Annotated in this window: 15 protein-coding genes; 14 read left to right on the top strand and 1 reads right to left on the bottom strand. The window is 68.2% G+C overall.

The window, feature by feature from the left end; translation table 11 throughout:
• The first annotated feature begins 32 nt into the window (after nt 1-32).
• From V5F26_RS05630 to V5F26_RS05595, 8 genes are all read left to right on the top strand, one after another.
• A complete protein-coding gene (locus V5F26_RS05630) occupies nt 33-1,112 on the top strand; it encodes an ABC transporter ATP-binding protein (RefSeq protein ID WP_234053524.1) in 1,080 nt (359 codons plus the stop codon).
• 16 nt (nt 1,113-1,128) lie between these two features.
• On the top strand, nt 1,129-2,046 hold the full coding sequence (locus V5F26_RS05625) for an ABC transporter permease (protein WP_394946893.1): 918 nt from the start codon (nt 1,129-1,131) through the stop codon (nt 2,044-2,046).
• Nucleotides 2,046-2,846: an ABC transporter permease gene (locus V5F26_RS05620; protein ID WP_234053526.1), complete on the top strand. Its 801-nt coding sequence runs from the start codon at nt 2,046-2,048 to the stop codon at nt 2,844-2,846. The genes V5F26_RS05625 and V5F26_RS05620 overlap by 1 nt, the downstream gene beginning before the upstream one ends.
• Complete coding sequence (locus V5F26_RS05615; protein ID WP_394057232.1) at nt 2,843-3,673, top strand: DeoR/GlpR family DNA-binding transcription regulator; 831 nt, start codon at nt 2,843-2,845, stop codon at nt 3,671-3,673. The genes V5F26_RS05620 and V5F26_RS05615 overlap by 4 nt, the downstream gene beginning before the upstream one ends.
• A gap of 2 nt (nt 3,674-3,675) precedes the next feature.
• On the top strand, nt 3,676-4,374 hold the full coding sequence (locus V5F26_RS05610; RefSeq protein WP_394947092.1) for a cysteine hydrolase family protein: 699 nt from the start codon (nt 3,676-3,678) through the stop codon (nt 4,372-4,374).
• A gap of 12 nt (nt 4,375-4,386) precedes the next feature.
• The gene (locus V5F26_RS05605) at nt 4,387-5,370 is read left to right on the top strand and encodes a phosphotransferase enzyme family protein (protein WP_394946892.1); all 984 of its coding nucleotides are present in this window, start codon (nt 4,387-4,389) and stop codon (nt 5,368-5,370) included.
• A gap of 41 nt (nt 5,371-5,411) precedes the next feature.
• Complete coding sequence (locus V5F26_RS05600) at nt 5,412-6,749, top strand: aspartate aminotransferase family protein (RefSeq protein ID WP_394057235.1); 1,338 nt, start codon at nt 5,412-5,414, stop codon at nt 6,747-6,749.
• A gap of 249 nt (nt 6,750-6,998) precedes the next feature.
• On the top strand, nt 6,999-9,368 hold the full coding sequence (locus V5F26_RS05595; RefSeq protein ID WP_394946891.1) for a Tex family protein: 2,370 nt from the start codon (nt 6,999-7,001) through the stop codon (nt 9,366-9,368).
• A 1,943-nt stretch (nt 9,369-11,311) separates the two neighbouring features.
• On the opposite strand, the gene V5F26_RS05590 is transcribed toward V5F26_RS05595, so the two are convergent.
• Entirely contained in the window at nt 11,312-11,605 is a 294-nt protein-coding gene (locus V5F26_RS05590; protein WP_234053531.1) for a hypothetical protein, read from the bottom strand.
• Nucleotides 11,606-11,874: 269 nt separating this feature from the next.
• Between V5F26_RS05590 and V5F26_RS05585 the strand changes: the two genes are divergently transcribed.
• From V5F26_RS05585 to V5F26_RS05560, 6 genes are all read left to right on the top strand, one after another.
• Complete coding sequence (locus V5F26_RS05585; protein ID WP_394057239.1) at nt 11,875-12,318, top strand: host attachment protein; 444 nt, start codon at nt 11,875-11,877, stop codon at nt 12,316-12,318.
• Between the two features lie 930 nt (nt 12,319-13,248).
• Nucleotides 13,249-13,443, top strand: a complete 195-nt coding sequence (locus tag V5F26_RS05580; protein WP_234053533.1) for a twin transmembrane helix small protein — start codon at nt 13,249-13,251, stop codon at nt 13,441-13,443.
• A gap of 42 nt (nt 13,444-13,485) precedes the next feature.
• Nucleotides 13,486-14,064, top strand: coding sequence for a cob(I)yrinic acid a,c-diamide adenosyltransferase (locus tag V5F26_RS05575; protein ID WP_394946890.1), 579 nt, complete (start codon nt 13,486-13,488; stop codon nt 14,062-14,064).
• Nucleotides 14,065-14,199: 135 nt separating this feature from the next.
• Nucleotides 14,200-14,946, top strand: a complete 747-nt coding sequence (locus V5F26_RS05570; RefSeq protein WP_394057241.1) for a rhomboid family intramembrane serine protease — start codon at nt 14,200-14,202, stop codon at nt 14,944-14,946.
• 135 nt (nt 14,947-15,081) lie between these two features.
• On the top strand, nt 15,082-15,831 hold the full coding sequence (locus tag V5F26_RS05565) for an electron transfer flavoprotein subunit beta/FixA family protein (RefSeq protein WP_234053536.1): 750 nt from the start codon (nt 15,082-15,084) through the stop codon (nt 15,829-15,831).
• Nucleotides 15,831-16,775 (top strand): electron transfer flavoprotein subunit alpha/FixB family protein, encoded by a 945-nt coding sequence (locus tag V5F26_RS05560; RefSeq protein WP_234053537.1) that lies wholly within the window; start codon nt 15,831-15,833, stop codon nt 16,773-16,775. The genes V5F26_RS05565 and V5F26_RS05560 overlap by 1 nt, the downstream gene beginning before the upstream one ends.
• Nucleotides 16,776-16,853: the final 78 nt, after the last annotated feature.

The raw sequence follows: 16,853 nt of genomic DNA, 5'->3' as shown, positions 1-16,853 counted from the left end.
CGCCAGAACGACACACATGAGCGAGAGTTAAGGTGACCGACATCAAAGACAAAAAGCCCATTCTCCAGCTCGTGGGCGTGCGCAAGACCTTCAACGACTTCGCCGCCGTGGAGAAGATCGACCTCGACATTTTCGAGGGCGAGTTCTTCACCATCGTCGGCCCCTCGGGCTCCGGCAAGACCACCATGCTGCGCATGCTGGCCGGCATGGAGGCGCCCAGCGAGGGCAACATCACGCTGCATGGCGAGCGCATCAATGACGTGCCCGCCAACAAGCGCCCCACCTGCCTCGTGTTCCAGTCGCTCGCTCTGTTCCCCCATATGAGCGTCGGGCAGAACATCGAGTTCCCCTTGAAGATCAAGGGCGTGGATGCCGCCACCCGCAAGGCCCGCGCGCTAGAGCTGATGGCCATCGTGCGCCTGCCGGCGAGCTATTATGGCAAGAACGTCATGAAGTGCTCGGGCGGCGAACGCCAGCGCGTGGCGCTCGCCCGGGCGCTGGCCTATGACCCCGAAGTGCTGTTCTTCGACGAGCCGCTCTCGGCCATCGACTACAAGCTGAAGAAGATCCTCGAAAAGGAACTGAAGGACCTGCACCGGGAGACCGGCAAGACCTTCATCTACATTACCCACTCGCTGGAAGAGGCCATGGTGATGTCCGACCGCATCGGTGTGATGCGCGCGGGCCGGCTGATCCAGGTGGGCACGCCGGAAGAGATCTATGCCGCCCCCGTGGACCGCTTCGTGTCCGAGTTCGTGGGCGAGGTGAACGTCATCGAGCTGAAGCGCGAGGGAGAGGGCTGGCGCGGCGTCAACCTGCCCGGCGCCTTCCGCGCGGCGCCGCCCAAGGACGCCCCCCAGGCGGACAGCACCTTCGTGGTGGTGCGGCCTGAATTCATGCGTTTCCTCAATGATGGCGAGGAGGCGGACAATACTCTTGAAGGTGTCGTCTATAATGAATACTCGCTCGGCTCACGCATCCAGTATCAGGTGCGGGTGGGCGACAAGGTGATGCTGGTGGAGCTCTCCCGCTCCAATGCCCTGCCCGCGGCCGCCAATCGCAATGTACGCCTGGGTTGGGACGTGCGCGACGCCATCTCGGTGAAGGCGTGACGCCATGAGCAACGCCATGACCGAAACAACCCTGGCCGGCGCGCCGGAGGCCTCTCGCGCGCCGCTCTCCGCCCGCTTCGCCGCCCTTTGGGCCGCCGCCGGCGCGCGCTGCGCGGTGCCCGTGGTGGTGCTGCTGGCGGCGGGCTTCCTCGCCCCGCTCATCGCCATCTTCGCCTATTCGTTCGCGCCGCCACGCTCGTTCGACGTGTTCCGGGCGTTCAGCCTCGCGAACTATGCGGAACTGTTCTCGCCGGACAACACGGTGTGGCTGTCCTTCGCCTGGTCCATCGGCTTCGCGCTGGTGACCTGCGCGTTGCTGGCGGTGATCTCCTATCCCATCGCCTATGGCATGGTGTTCCTGTTCGGGCGCTGGTCGTCGCTGGTGTCGGTGCTGTTCGTGTTTCCGCTGTTCGTGTCGGAGAATGTGCGGCTCTATGGCTGGGTGCTGTTCTTCATCAAGAATGGTGTGCTCGACGGCAGCTTGAAGTGGCTCGGCCTCGGTGGCGCGCCGGAGGTTCTTTACACGCCGGGGGCGATCCTGGCGGGCATGGTCTACACCTACCTGCCCTTCATGCTGTTTCCGCTCACTTTGGGCCTCTCCATGGTGCCGCGCGACCTCATCGACGCGGCCCGTGACCTGGGCGCCAACCGCTTCCAGATCTGGCGCGAGGTGGAAGTGCCGCTGGCCATGCCGGGCATTCTCATCGGCATGCTGCTCACCTTCGTCTTGGCCATCGGCGCGGTGTCGGAAGCTAAGATTTTGGGCGGGCAATCGGTGATCGTCATCTCCCACGATATCGAGATCGCCTTCACCTATGCCCAGAACTGGCCCTTGGGCTCGGCCCTGGCGGTGCTGGTGACGGCCTTCATCGGCGCCCTCACCCTGGCCGTCTTCGCGCGGCTCGATCTCGACCGTCTGCTGGGGAGGCGTTGATGGAACAGGACAAGCTGCGCACCCGGGTGTTCATCGCCCTGTGGTCCGCCTTCGTGGTGCTGCTCGTCTATTTGCCCCTCGCCTGCGTGGCGCTGGCAAGCGTCTCGAAGGGCCGCTACTTCGCCTTCCCCATCCGCGCCTTTTCCTGGGAATGGTGGGAAAAGACGACGGATTCCATCGAGATTTCCATGATCGTGGAAAATTCGCTGCTGGTGGCGGCGGTGGTGACGGTGTTTTCCGTGGTCATCGCCTTCTTCGGCGCCCTCGCTTTTGCCCGCTATGACTGGAAGGGGCGTAAGCTTTACCAGAAGCTCATATTGCTGCCGGTGTTCTTTCCCCAGCCGGTGCTCGGGCTTGCCTTGCTGCTGGCTTATTCGGCGCTGGGCATCACCACGTCGTGGATGACCGCCGTGTTCGCCCACATGGTGTGGATCGTCCCGGTGGTGACGCTGGTCATCGCCATCAAGGTCTACGGCTTCGACCCCTCTTTGGAGGAAGCCGCCTTCGACCTCGGCGCCTCGCGCGTTGAGGTGATGACGAACGTGACGCTGCCGCTGCTGTGGCCCGGCATCTGGTCCGGCGCCCTGTTCGCCTTCCTGCTCTCCTGGGGCAATTTCCCGCTCTCGCTCTACACGGCCGGCGCGGATTCCACGGTGCCCAAGTGGCTCTATGCCAAGATGGTGGCGGGCTATTCGCCCATGGTTCCGGCGCTGGGCACCATGGCGACCCTGGCGGCGGCGGCCGTGCTGCTGGGCGGCGCGCTTCTCGGCGCCATCGTGAAGAAGGCGCGGGCGGCATGAGCGCGAACGAGCCCACCGAGCTGCCCGAGGCCCCGGAGGCGGACCGCGCCCGCCTCTCCAAGAAGGCGCGGCACGAGCGCATCGTGCGCGAGCTGATGGCCTCCTCCACCCTGCGCGTGTCGGAGCTGGCGGCCGAGCTCGGCGTGTCCACGGAAACCATCCGTCGCGACCTGCTGGAACTCGACGAGAAGGGCCTCATCAACCGCACCTATGGTGGCGCCGTGCGCCCCCTGGGCACCGAGCCCTCGGTGAGCGAGCGCCACCTGCTGATGGTGGCGGAGCGCGAGGCGCTGGCCGCCGCCACGGTGAGGTTCCTCAAGCCCAATGAGGTGGTGGCCATCGGCGCCGGCGCCACCACCACCCATGTGGCGCGCCGCATGGCGGCGGAGTGCCGCGACATCACCGTCATCACCCATTCCTTCTCGGTGGCGACCGTGCTCGCGGCCAATCCCACCATTGCGGTGCTCATGTGCCCGGGCCGCTACAATGGGCGGGAAGGCATGATGACGGGCGCGGAAACCATCGATTTCCTGCAGTCCTACAATGCCAACTGGGCCATTCTCGGCGCCAGCGGCATCACCGCCGAAGGCATGAGCGAGGCCGAGGCGGGCGCCGCCTCCGTCTACAAGGCCATGATGCAGCGGGCGGTGGAAACGCTGGTGGTGGCGGACCACACCAAGTTTTCCCAGCAGGCGCTGGCCATCTGGGGCCGCTGGCACGACATCAACCGTCTCGTCACCGACGAACCGCCGCCCGCCCCCATCGCCCGCGCCATGGAGCGCGCCCGCACCGAGCTGGTGATTGCCCGCAAAAGGGGGGAGCCATGAGCGTGAACTGGAAGACCCGCCACCGCTCCCTCTATTATGCCACCGCGCCTGAGCCTGAGGATCCTCAGATCCTGCCGGAGGCCACGGCCCTGCTCGTCATCGACGTGCAGAACACCTATCTGGAGCGCCCGGCGCGCGAGAGCCTCTCGGGCGCCGAGCTGGCCCATTACGATGCCTGGACGCCCTTCCACGCCCGCATGGCGGATGTGGTGATCCCCAACATCGCCCAGGCCCTCGCCACTTTCCGCGGCCGGCGGATGGAGGTGCTGCACGCCCGCATCGCCTGCCAGACCCTCGACGGGCGCGACCGCTCCCTGAGCCAGAAGAAGCCCGGCTTCAACAATCTGCTGCTGCCCAAGGACGAGGCCGCCAGCCAGATCGTGGATCGGGTGGCGCCTGAGGGCGACGAGATCGTGGTGACCAAGACCACGGATTCCGCCCTCACCGGCACCAATCTGCGCTTGATGCTGCACAATCTGGGCATCCGCACCGTGGTCTGCGCGGGCATTTTCACCGACCAATGCATCGCGTCCACCGTGCGCAGCCTCGCGGACGAGAGCTTCGACGTGATCGTGCTGGAGGACTGCTGCGCGGCCGCCTCCATGGCCCTGCACGACGCCGAGCTCGCAATCATCAACATGATCTATTGCAACGTGATGGAGCTGAACGAGTTCAAGGCGTTGCTGGACGAACGGCCGTGAGGGAGAACCTGCGTGCTCTATGACGACGAATTCCTGAAGCGGCTCGAGGACGGCGTGCGCGGCGCCCTGCCCCGCTGGGGCCTTGGCACCGATGCCGAGGTGAAGCTGCTCACCATTTCCGAGAACGCCACCTTCCGCGTCACCGACAAGGAGGCCGGCCCCCTCGTCTTCCGCGTCCACCGGCCGGGCTATCACAGCCGCGCCGAGATCACCTCCGAACTCGCCTGGATCGAGGCGCTGCGCGCGGATGAGGTCATCACCACCCCGCGCCCCATTCCGCTGATCAATGGCGGCCTCATCGCCGATATCGAGGATGAGGGCACGACCCGCCATGTGGTGGCGTTCGAGTTCCTCAATGGCCGCGAGCCGGCGGAGGGCGAGGACCTGGTGGGCTGGTTCCGCCAGCTCGGCGCCATCCACGCCAAGCTTCACGCCCATGCCCGCGCCTGGACCAAGCCAGAGGGCTTCACCCGCAAGGTGTGGAACTTCGAGACAACCCTCGGCGACACCCCCCATTGGGGCGATTTCCGCGCCAGCCTGGGCCTCGACGCCAAGGGCCAGGCGCTGCTGGAGCGCACCGCGGCCCTGCTCAAGGAAAGGCTGCTGCCGCTCTCCCAGCCGGACAGCTTCGGCCTTGTCCATGCGGACCTGCGCCTCGCCAACCTGCTGGTGAACGGGGACGAGCTGGCGCTCATCGATTTCGATGATTGCGGCCTGTCCTGGTTCCTGTTCGATTTCGCCGCCGCCATCTCCTTCCTGGAGCATGAGCCCTATGTGCCGGCCCTCAAGGCCGCATGGATGGAGGGCTATCGCACGGTTGCTCCGCTTCCGGCCGAGGCCTCCGACCAGCTCGATTTGTTCGTGATGCTCCGGCGCATCCAGCTCACGGCCTGGGTGGCCTCCCACGCGGAAACGCCCACCGGCCAGGCCATGGGCATCCCCTACACCGAAGGCACGCTCGCTCTCGCCGAAGCCTTCCTCGCCCGCCACGGCTGACCGCCACCGGGCCAAAGACGAACGAAAGAATAGGTGCACCCATGGGCCAGACGGCTCGCGCGAAAAAGCAGATCCTCGCCCTCAACGCCTTCGCGGCGGACAACACCAGCGCCCTCAGCGAAGACGTGGCGCAGCTCGTGGCCCGGCGGCGCCGCAGCTTCGGCGCCACATCCGTGCTGTTCTACGAGCAGCCCCTGCACATCGTCGCCGCCAAGGGTGCGGAAATCTTCACCGCCGACGGGCGCACCTATCTCGACCTCTATAACAATGTGCCCTCGGTGGGCCATTGCCACCCCAAGGTGGTGGAAGCCGTCTCCCGCCAGATGGGGCGCTACAACACCCATACCCGCTACCTCTTCGACGAGGTGCATGATTATGCCGAGCGGCTGCTGGCCCATTTTCCGGCGCCCCTCACCAATGTCGCCTTCACCTGCACCGGCTCGGAGAGCAACGACCTCGCGCTCCGCCTCATCCGGGGCTGGACCGGCGGCATGGGCGTGGTCGTCACCGAGACCGCCTATCACGGCAACACCAGCGCGGTGACGGAGGTTTCCCCCTCCTCCTACAAAACCGGTGCGCCGCCCGCGCACGTGCGCACCGTGCCCCCGCCCCATCCGCGCCATTACGGGGCGGACGTGGGCGCGGGCTTCGCCGCCGCCATCACCGCCGCCGCCAAGTCCATGGCGGACGAGGGCATTGCCTTCGCCGGCCTGCTGGTGGACAGCATCTTTTCCTCCGACGGCGTCTATGCGGACCCGGTGGGCTTCCTCGCCCCCGCCTTCGACGCCACGCGCGCTTTGGGCGGGCTCGTGATCGCGGACGAGGTGCAGCCGGGCTTCGCTCGCACCGGCAGCCATATGTGGGGCTTTGCCCGCCACGGCGTGGTGCCGGACGCGGTCACCATGGGCAAGCCCATGGGCAACGGCTTCCCCATGGGCGGCGTGGTCACGCGGCCCGAGCTGCTCGCGCGCTTTGCGGACGAGTTCGGCTATTTCAACACCTTCGGCGGCAATCCGGTGGCCAGCGCCGCCGGGCTCGCCGTGCTCGACGCCATCGCCGAGGACGGGCTGATGGAGAATGCCCGCCGGGTGGGCGCCTTTATCGTGGCGCGGCTGGAAGGCGCACGCGCCCGCTGCCCCGCCATTGGCGAGGTGCGCGGGGCGGGCCTTTATCTGGGCGTCGAGATCGTCTCGCCGGAAGATGGCGCGCCCGACGCGGCGGGGGCCTCCGCCCTCATCAACAGGCTGCGTGACAAGGGCATTCTCATCGGCGCCGCCGGCCCCCTCGGCCATGTGCTGAAGGTGCGCCCGCCTCTGTGCCTCAGCATCGAGCAGGCCGAGCGCTTCGCCGATGCCATGGAGCAGATCCTCGGGGCATGAGCCCATCCTCCCGGCCGACCAGTTCCAAGCCCCGGTGTCCGAAACGATGCCGGGGGCTTTTCTGTGGGTTTTTCATCACCGCCGTGACAGCGCCTCAACCCTGGGCTAAGGCCGGGACCCCTGGAATCAAGCCGGGAGCCTTTCCCTGTTTTACGGAATCTGGGAAAAGGCTCTAGATTATTGAATTAACGCGCTTTCTTCACGCGAACCGGTCCCCGCTTCGCTCGAAAGCGCCGCAGAGGAGCTCCCATGGCCGCCCAGCCCCACGGTGATACCGAAGCCATCGCCCGCATCATTGCCGGCGAGATCAGCGCCCGGCCGGCGCAGGTGAGCGCGGCGGTGGGGCTCCTGGACGAGGGCGCGACCGTGCCCTTCATCGCCCGCTACCGCAAGGAGGTGACCGGCGGCCTCGACGACACCCAACTGCGCACCCTGGAAGAGCGCCTGTCCTATCTGCGCGAGCTGGAGGCGCGGCGCGCCACCGTGCTCTCTTCCATCGAGGGGCAAGGAAAGCTCACCGACGATCTGCGCGCCAGGATCCTCGCCGTGCCCACCAAGGCCGAGCTGGAGGACCTCTACCTTCCCTACAAGCCCAAGCGCCGCACCAAGGCTGAGATCGCCCGCGAAAAGGGCCTTGCCCCCCTCGCCGAAGCCATCCTGTCCGATCGCACGACGGTGCCGGCTGAGCTCGCCACGCGCTTCCTCAACGATCAGGTGGCGGACGTGAAGGCCGCGCTCGACGGCGCCCGCGACATCCTGGTCGAGACCTTCGCGGAGAACGCCGATCTGGTGGGGCGGCTGCGCACCTATATGAAGGGCAATGCCGTGCTCAAGGCCAAAATGGCCGAGGGCAAGGAGGAGGCGGGCGCCAAGTTCCGCGACTATTTCGACCACACGGAGAAATGGGCCACGGCCCCGAGCCACCGCGTGCTCGCCATGCTGCGCGGCCGCAATGAGGAGATGCTCACCCTCGACCTGGTGGTGGACGAGGATGCCACCGCCCCCATCAAGCCGGTGGAAAGGTTGGTGGCCGAGGCCTACGAGATCCCGCTGGCGAACGGCCGCCCGGCCGACGCCTTCCTCCTGGATGTGGCGCGCTGGGCGTGGCGGGTGAAACTCTCGCTCCATCTCACCATCGACCTCATGGGCGAGCTGCGCGAGCGGGCGGAAGAGGAGGCCATCCACGTCTTCGCCCGCAACCTCAAGGACCTGCTGTTGGCGGCCCCGGCCGGCTCGCGCGCCACCATGGGGCTCGACCCCGGCATCCGCACCGGCGTGAAGGTGGCGGTAGTGGACGGCACCGGCAAATTGCTGGCCACCTCCACCGTCTATCCCTTCCAGCCCCGCAACGACGTGCAGGGCGCCATGGCGGAGCTGGCCCACCTCATCCGCCGCCACCAGGTGGAGCTGATCGCCATCGGCAACGGTACCGCCAGCCGCGAGACCGACAAGCTGGCCTCCGACGTCATCTCAGCCCTGCCGCCGGACGCCGAGGGCAAGAAGCCCATCAAGGTGGTGGTGAGCGAGGCCGGCGCCTCGGTCTATTCCGCCTCCGCCGTGGCCGCCGCCGAAATGCCGGATATCGACGTGTCCCTGCGCGGCGCCGTCTCCATCGCCCGCCGGCTCCAGGACCCGCTGGCCGAATTGGTGAAGATCGAGCCCAAGTCCATCGGCGTCGGCCAGTACCAGCATGACGTGGATCAGGCCCGCCTCGCCAAGGCCCTCGACGCGGTGGTGGAAGACGCGGTGAACGCGGTGGGCGTGGACCTCAACACCGCCTCGGCCTCTCTGCTCGCCCGCGTGTCGGGGCTGGGATCGTCCCTGGCGGAAGCCATTGTCGCCCATCGCAACACGGTGGGGCCGTTCAAGACCCGCAAGGAGCTGCTCAAGGTTTCCCGCCTCGGCCCGCGCACCTTCGAATTGTCCGCCGGCTTCCTGCGCATTCCCGATGGGGCCGAGCCGCTCGACGCCTCCGCCGTGCATCCGGAGGCCTATGAGGTCGCCAAAAAGATCGTGGCCGCCTGCGGACGCGACGTGCGTGCGCTGATGGGCGACACGGCGGCCCTGAAGGCGCTCGATCCGCGCGTGTTCGCGGACGAGCGCTTCGGCCTGCCCACGGTGCGCGACATCCTCTCCGAACTGGAGAAGCCCGGCCGCGATCCGCGCCCCGCCTTCAAGACCGCCACCTTCGCCGAGGGCGTTCACGAGATGAGCGACCTGAAGCCGGGCATGGTCTTGGAAGGCACCGTGACCAATGTGGCCGCTTTCGGCGCGTTCGTGGATATCGGCGTGCACCAGGACGGGCTGGTCCATGTCTCGGCTTTGGCCGACCGGTTCGTGAAGGACCCCCATGAGGTGGTCAAGGCCGGCGACGTGGTGAAGGTGCGCGTGGTGGACGTGGACGTGAAGCGCAAGCGCATCGCCTTGTCCATGCGCAAGGACGATGGCGGCGCCCGCCCCGCCGGCGGCAAGGGCCAGGACGCCCCCACCCGGAACGCGGGCGGCCCCTCCCCCCAGGGGCGCGATCAACGCCGCGCGCCGGGCGGCCGCGATCAAGGCGCGAACCAGGGCGCCTTCGGCGCCGCTTTGGCCGAGGCCATGCGGCGCAAGGGCAAATAACGCGCTCCACGCCATCTCCATCTGCGGGACGGGCGCCGCCCACCGGCGCCTTCCAGCCCCCTTCCCGTGTGCGGAGGCGGATTGCGGCGGGCCTGCCTCCCGCGAAGCAATGCGCACACACGACGCGGCGCGGCGCCGTCGCGCCTCTGTGGCGCATGGCCTGAAAAATCGGGGCCGCGCGAGGCACCTGCCGGCCTCATGGGGCAGCCACGACGCCACTCCAAAGCCCGCCCGCACCGACACGGCTTCCGCCAGAAGGCAGAGGGTTCGGGGAGAGCGGCACGCCGCCCGCGAGAGCGCATCACCAGAACAAACCCGGCGCCGCGCAGAGCCATCGCAGCTCTGCGGTGCGTCATCTGAGGGATCGGGCAGCCCGAGCAGCTTCGCCCCCATCGGGGGGGCCACGACGCCCCTCCAAAGCCCCCGCTCAGCGACACGTCTTCCGCCTGCGTGCAGAGGGAGCGGGAAAGGCAGCGCGCCGCCCGCGAGAACGCATCGGCAAGACAAAACTGACACCGCGCGGGCTATCGCGGCTGAGGTGCGTCGTCTGAAAGATTAGGACCGCGCGAGCAGCGTCGCCGCCCCATCGGGGCGACCGCGACGCCACTCCGGAGCTCGCGCTCAACGACACGGCTTCCGCCAGCCGGAGAGGGAGCCGGAGGAGCGGCACGCCGCCCCGCGAAACGCTTCGCCGACGCAAATCCGGTTCGGCGCCATCGCGGCCTCCGCGATGCGACTTTCGCGCCCCTGTTCAAACGGCTTCCACCTGCGGGCGGAGGGGGCGGCAGAGGCGGCACGCCGCGCGGGGACCATCGCGGCTTTGTGGGGCTTGCTCTGAAGAATTGAGGCCGCGCGCATTCCTTCACCGGCCCAACGGTGCGGCCACGACACCACTCCGGAGCCCCCGCTCAATGACATGCCTTCCGCCTGCGGGCAGAGGGAGCGGGAAAGGCAGCGCGCCGCCCGCGAAAACGCATCGGCAGAGGCGGCACGCCGCGCGGGGACCATCGCGGCTTTGTGGGGCTTGGTCTGAAGGATTGAGGCCGCGCGCATTCCTTCACGGCCCTATCTGGGCGGCCACGACTGCAGTCCGGAGCCCCCGCACAACGACATAGCCTCCGCCAGCGGGCGGAGGGGCGGGAAAGGCGGTGCGCCACCCGCGAAAGCGCATCTGCAGGGCAAATCCGGCGCTCGGCGGGGCGGCGCGACTCTGCTGTGCGTTACCTGAGACACGACAACCGCGCGGGCTACGTTCTGCCCCACCAGAGCGCCACCGGGAGCGCGGATAACGCCGACCTGGAGCACCCCACCCCACGTCCAGCATTTGCAGCGGAGGGATCGGAAAGAAAGGCAGAAGGGGCGCAAAAGCGCGGCACGGCAACCAAGGCCGCGCGACGCGGGCCCACTGCGCCTCGCGCCTCTTCTGAAAGAGTGGAGACGCGCCGGCTGCGCCGTCCCCCATCAGGCGGCCATAAGAGCGTTCCAGCGCACACGCGTCACGGCGGATCTTCGGCCTGCGGCACGCCATCGGGGCGGCGCGGGGCGAGGCAAGAGACGCGGCGACAAGGGACAGGACCGCACTGCGCAGGCCACGCCGCCTCAAGCCGTCATTCTGCAGCGATTTGAAACGGCACTGGCCCCTGCCATGCCCATCAGGAGGGCCAGAGGCAGCGACAATGCCAAGCGGCCGGCGGCGCGCCCGCTGCAACGGGGGGCGCGTGCGGATGCTCACGATAAGCGCCACAATGAATGGCGCGAGTACGGAACCTCACGGCGCCGCTATGCCCCCAGGCGCCGCTATCCCCCCAAGGGATGAGGCGCTCTCGCCAGCGACCCGTTCACGCGCGTGAGCCCTCACTCTCCATTCAAGCGAAGGAGGGCACGCCGCACTCGGCGTCATCCTGTGACGGTCGATCCGGCGTTGGCGGATCAGCCACCCGCCGTCAGCGGTGCGCGGTCACCTTCACGGTGCGCGGAACGAGGCGTGAGAGCACGCGGCGGCCACGGGGCGGCTCCTTGCCGTCGCTCATGAGCATAACGGCGAAGCCCATCTGCACGCTGCCGAAGGTCACGCCCAGGCCAAAGGTGAGCAGCACCAGACCCAGCATGCCGTCCTCGGTGCTGGCCAGCTTGCCGAGGCCCGCCACGTTGAACGCCACCATGGCCCCCACCAGCGCCACCGCCAGCGAGATGCCAACCACCGCGTGGGTCACAAGAAACCTGACGAGAAAAGGCATCGTCCCTTCCCCTTTTCCGCGCTCCCGCACGGCCCCGCGGGTCGTTTCGTCTTCGCCGAGCGCCACATGAAGCATTATGATCTCACGCGTGCGACACACTGTGCAAGGGCGCCGTGCCGCCAAGGAGTCGCAGACACGGCGGACCGCGTGCAAGAAGTGATCGCGGCGGAAGGGCAGCTTGATCCCGCGCAAGGCACGGCCGGCCGCCGGCGCCGATGCTGGGGCGAAATCAAGGGCCGGAACGCACGGCAGAACGAGGAGAAACGTCGATGGGTACGCTCCCCAAATGCAATCGTCTGGTGGTGGTGGCCGATGGCGCGAAGGCGCTGCTGCTGGCTGATTCGGGCATCCCGCCCGAACCCAAGCTCGCGGTGGTCGACACGGTGAGCGAGCCGCACGAGAGCACCACCGCGCTCGGCACCGAGCGTCCCGGGCGGGTGCACGAATCGGCGGGCGTATCGCGCAGCGCCGTCGAGGAGGCCGATCTCCATACAGAGGCCGAGATCGCCTTCCTCAAGCGCGTGGCGGAGCGCCTTGACGCGCTTGCGAGTTCTGGCGAGCTGCGCCGGCTGTTGCTGGTCGCCCCGCCCAAGGCGCTCGGCACCCTGCGCGACGCCCTCGGCCCGCAGGCGCGGGGACTGGTGGACGGCGAGGTGGCCAAGGACCTCGTGAAACTGCCCGTGGACGAGATTGCCCGCCGCATCGCCACCTGAGGCACGGCTTTCAGTGATGCAGCGCCCGCCCCCACCCCGGAGGGCGGGCGCCCATCCGCATCGGGAGGGGGCGTGCCCCACGACGCCAAGGTGCGACAAGGGGAATAACGGCATCGTTCGCCCTCCATTTTTAAAGGAGAGCGCCGGCACGCCCAGGCTGACGCGGAAGCGGCGCGTTCAAGGCGGAATGGCCATTTCGGCGTTTCGAGGCCCCGTGCTCCGTCGCTCGGCCAGGCCCACATTTCCGGCGCGTCTCCTTATCCCCAGCGCGAAGGCAAGACGGAGCCGCTGAAGGAGAGCTTTCCGCGTGGCCACGCACCTCTCGCCACGTGCGCTTAAGCTTGACCAGCCCTCGGCGCGGCTCCGCCGGCCTTGCGGCTTGCGCCCTGCGGACGAGGTGATGAGCGCGGAAACACGGGTGCGGCGCCGGGGTGCTCGCGCGCATCGAAGCCCCCTGCCTGTTGTCCCGGGACAACCGCCCTAGACCGCGCGAGCCGCAGCGGTGGCAGAGCCCCCCCCCAATGGCCAAGGCAACCGGTGCAACAGCCGGGCAAACGGACGTCCGCCGGACATCGAGGTGCTCCGCCAAGGGAGCGGGCTGCCGCGTGCCGGGCGATGAGCCAGCTCCAGGGGGCCCGCGGCATCGATGGCCGTTTGCCCGCTCCCGCAGCAGCAAAGGGGCGCGCCACCGGCTTCACCCACCACGGCGAAGGTGCCTGGGGCCAGCCGCAGACCTCCCCACACCCGCCGCGCCCTCCCTCGCGTTCCCCACAGGCGTTTCGGCGCGCCGCGGCGGGCTCGCCGGAACGCCCGCACTGCCCTATCCTGGCGGCAAATCCGCCCCCAAACCGTGCGGCCTCTCTCCGCGAGAGCGCGGCCATCCGCTTTCGGCAAAAGGGCGACAAGGACGGAACGGGGAGGACGGCCGCCATGCTGCAATGGTCCATCTATGTCTTCATTCCGCTGGCGCTGGCGGTGGTGGCCGGCGTGCTGTTCCTGGGCCTTTACAATCTCGCCTCGGGCGGCTCCCCGCGCCGCTCGCAGAAGCTCATGCGGCTGCGGGTGCTGGCCCAGCTCATCGCGGTCGCCCTGGTGGCGGCCACGGTGTTCGCCATGCACCACTGACCGTCCCCTTCCCCAGTTCTCGACCAGAAGGCACCTCCACCCATGGTGAAGCTCAACAAGATCTACACGCGCACCGGCGACGACGGCACCACCGGCCTCGGCACCGGCGCACGGGTACTGAAGTACGACCTCCGGGTGATGGCCTACGGCTCCGTGGACGAAGCTAATGCGGCCGTCGGCCTCGCCCGGCTGCACCTGGCCGATGCGCCGGCCCTCGATGCCATCCTGAACCGGGTTCAAAATGACCTGTTCGATCTCGGCGCCGACCTGTGCACGCCCGCGGCGGCGAACGAGGCGCCCGGCGATGCCCTGCGCATCGTGCCGGCCCAGGTGGAGCGCCTGGAAAAGGATATCGACACCCTCAATGCGGAGCTGGCGCCGCTCACCTCATTCGTGCTGCCCGGCGGCACCCCGGCGGCCGCCCATCTCCACCTCGCCCGCACCATCTGCCGGCGCGCCGAACGCGAGATGGTGGAGCTGTCCCAGAGCGCCGAGGACGCGGTGGGCAAGCCGGCCATCCAGTACATGAACCGCCTGTCCGATTTCCTGTTCGTGGCGAGCCGCTACACCAATGCCCGCGGCGCCCGCGACGTGCTGTGGGTGCCCGGCGGCGGCCGCTGATCGCGGCCGACCGGAGCTGGCGTGAGGAAGACACGCCAGCTCGATGAATGAGGACCCCTCCCCGTTTCCGCGGAACGGGGAAATGCTCTAGCATGCGGGCCCCGCGCCACCGGCCATGACCGCCCCGAGGCCCTCATGTTCGTGCCCATCGCCGACATCAACCCGCTGGAACATGTGCGCCGGCCTTACGTCACCTATGCCCTCATCGCGGTGAACGTGCTGGTCTACACGCTGCTGCAGGGGGGCATTTCGGGCCACCCGGAGGAAGCCGGCATGGTCTCCTTCGGCGCCATCCCGGCGGTGGTGTCGGGGCTGGCGGTGCTGCCGGAAGGCTTTCTGGCGCCACCGGCCGACCTGACCCTCGTGACCTACATGTTCCTGCACGGCAGCTGGCTGCACCTCATCGGCAACATGGCCTTCCTGTGGGTGTTCGCCGACAATGTGGAGGACGCCCTCGGCCACCTGCGCTTCCTCCTCTTCTACCTGCTGTGCGGGGTGGCGGCGGCCATCGCCCATGTGGTCGTCCAGCCGGAGGCGGAAGGGCCGCTGGTGGGTGCCTCGGGCGCGGTGGCGGGGGTCATCGCCGCCTATCTGGTGCTGCACCCCAACGTCCGGCTGTGGGCGCTGGTGTTCATGAAGGTGCCGTTGAAGGTGCCGGCCTATCTCATCATCGGGGTCTGGCTGGCGGTGCAGATCTGGCAGGTTGTCATGGCCCGCGAGGGGGAAACCGCATGGGTCGCGCACCTCGGCGGCTTCCTGGCGGGCGGGGTGCTGGTGCTGGTGATGCGCCGGCCCGGCGTCGCGCTGCTCGATCCCGATCCATCCGGCGTGCCCTCGGTGCGCGGAGAGGACAAGGCCCGGGGCGATTTTCGCCAGCGTTGACACGGTTTCGGGCCCCTCCTACGTTGCCCGCCCCAAGGTTTGCTGCAATGCAGGGAACCCGAAGGAAGGAGGAGCCTCCGGCGCGGCTCGCGCGCGCTCGGGACCTCCATGGTGTTAGACGGGGAGCACGCCTTTATGAAGATCTTGGTGCCCGTGAAGCGGGTGGTGGACTACAACGTCAAGGTGCGGGTGAAATCGGACGGCTCGGGCGTCGAGCTGGCCAATATCAAGATGTCGATGAACCCGTTCGACGAAATCGCCGTGGAAGAAGCCCTGCGCCTGAAGGAAGCCGGCAAGGCGACCGAGGTGGTGGCCGTTTCCATCGGCCCGGCCCAGGCCTCCGAAACCCTGCGGACCGCTCTCGCCATGGGCGCCGACCGCGGCATCCTGGTGAAGACCGATTCCGCGGTGGAACCCCTCGCCGTCGCCAAGATCCTGAAGGGCGTGGTGGGCGAAGAGGCCCCCGGCCTCGTGATTCTCGGCAAGCAGGCCATCGACGACGACTGCAACCAGACCGGCCAGATGCTCGCGGCCCTGCTCGGCTGGCCGCAGGGGACCTTCGCCTCGAAGGTGGTCGTGGAAGACGGCGGCTTCGCCATCACCCGTGAGATTGATGGCGGCCTCCAGACCATCAAGCTGAAGGGCCCGGCCATCGTCACCACCGACCTGCGCCTCAATGAGCCGCGTTATGCGTCGCTGCCCAACATCATGAAGGCCAAGAAGAAGCCCATCGCCGACAAGACCCCGGCGGACTACGGCGTCGACGTGGCGCCGCGCCTCCAGGTGCTGAAGACCGCCGAGCCGGCCGGCCGCAAGGCAGGCGTGAAGGTGGCCTCGGTGGCCGAACTGGTGGCGAAGCTCAAGGACGAGGCGGGGGTGATCTGATGGCGACTTTGCTTCTGGCGGAACACGACAATACCGCTCTCAACGGCGTCACCGCCAAGGCGCTGACCGCGGCCCTGGCCCTGGGCGCGCCGGTGGACGTGCTGGTGGCCGGCAAGGATGCCAAGGCCGCTGCCGAGGCCGCCGCCAAGCTCACCGGCGTCAACAAGGTGCTGCTGGCCGACGACGCGCTCTATGCGCACCGCCTGGCCGAGCCGCTGGCCGCGCTCATCGTGGCGCTCGCCCCAGGCTATGACGCCATCGTCGGCCCCTCCACCGCCATGGTGAAGAATGTGCTGCCCCGCGTCGCGGCCCTGCTCGACGTGATGCAGATCTCCGACATCATCAAGGTGGACGGCGCCGACACGTTCGAGCGTCCCATCTATGCGGGCAACGCCATCCAGACCGTGAAGTCGACCGACGCCAAGAAGGTCATCACGGTGCGCACCGCCTCCTTCGCCGCTACCGCCGAAGGCGGCTCGGCGCCGATCGAGGCCGCTGCCGTGGCCGCGGATCCCGCGCTCTCCACCTTCGTGGAAGAGGCCATCGCCGCTTCCGACCGCCCCGAGCTGACCGCCGCGAAGATCATCGTGTCGGGCGGCCGCGCGGTGGGTTCGCGCGAGAAGTTCGCCGAGCTGATCGAGCCGCTGGCGGACGAGCTGGGCGCGGCTGTCGGCGCTTCGCGCGCCGCGGTGGACGCGGGCTACGCCCCCAACGACTGGCAGGTGGGCCAGACCGGCAAGGTCGTCGCCCCCGAGCTCTATGTGGCGCTCGGCATTTCCGGCGCGATCCAGCACCTGGCCGGCATGAAGGACTCCAAGGTCATCGTTGCCGTCAACAAGGATGAGGAAGCCCCCATCTTCCAGGTGGCCGACTATGGTCTCGTGGGTGACATCTTCACCGTGGTACCAGAGCTGAAGGCCGAGATCGCCAAGGTGAAGGGCTGATCGCCCAAGGTCCCGACCTGGTTCCGCCGCCCGCCGGCGGGACCTTAGGCCGCCGGGCCCGCAAGGGTTCCGCCGGGA

It is taken from the genome of Xanthobacter variabilis (genome assembly GCF_043831965.2).
In the GTDB taxonomy this organism is placed as follows: domain Bacteria; phylum Pseudomonadota; class Alphaproteobacteria; order Rhizobiales; family Xanthobacteraceae; genus Xanthobacter.
Note: the sequence above shows the minus strand (reverse complement) of the source record. Positions and strands in the feature narration are given on the sequence as shown.

Excerpts from the sequence above, each read along its gene's own strand:
- V5F26_RS05570 (WP_394057241.1), top strand. The coding sequence starts at position 14,200 with ATGTTCGTGCCCATCGCCGACATCAACCCGCTGGAACATGTGCGCCGG.
- V5F26_RS05580 (WP_234053533.1), top strand. The coding sequence starts at position 13,249 with ATGCTGCAATGGTCCATCTATGTCTTCATTCCGCTGGCGCTGGCGGTG.
- V5F26_RS05565 (WP_234053536.1), top strand. The coding sequence starts at position 15,082 with ATGAAGATCTTGGTGCCCGTGAAGCGGGTGGTGGACTACAACGTCAAG.
- V5F26_RS05595 (WP_394946891.1), top strand. The coding sequence starts at position 6,999 with ATGGCCGCCCAGCCCCACGGTGATACCGAAGCCATCGCCCGCATCATT.
- V5F26_RS05620 (WP_234053526.1), top strand. The coding sequence starts at position 2,046 with ATGGAACAGGACAAGCTGCGCACCCGGGTGTTCATCGCCCTGTGGTCC.
- V5F26_RS05585 (WP_394057239.1), top strand. The coding sequence starts at position 11,875 with ATGGGTACGCTCCCCAAATGCAATCGTCTGGTGGTGGTGGCCGATGGC.
- V5F26_RS05625 (WP_394946893.1), top strand. The coding sequence starts at position 1,129 with ATGACCGAAACAACCCTGGCCGGCGCGCCGGAGGCCTCTCGCGCGCCG.
- V5F26_RS05615 (WP_394057232.1), top strand. The coding sequence starts at position 2,843 with ATGAGCGCGAACGAGCCCACCGAGCTGCCCGAGGCCCCGGAGGCGGAC.
- V5F26_RS05590 (WP_234053531.1), bottom strand. The coding sequence starts at position 11,605 with ATGCCTTTTCTCGTCAGGTTTCTTGTGACCCACGCGGTGGTTGGCATC.
- V5F26_RS05575 (WP_394946890.1), top strand. The coding sequence starts at position 13,486 with ATGGTGAAGCTCAACAAGATCTACACGCGCACCGGCGACGACGGCACC.
- V5F26_RS05600 (WP_394057235.1), top strand. The coding sequence starts at position 5,412 with ATGGGCCAGACGGCTCGCGCGAAAAAGCAGATCCTCGCCCTCAACGCC.
- V5F26_RS05560 (WP_234053537.1), top strand. The coding sequence starts at position 15,831 with ATGGCGACTTTGCTTCTGGCGGAACACGACAATACCGCTCTCAACGGC.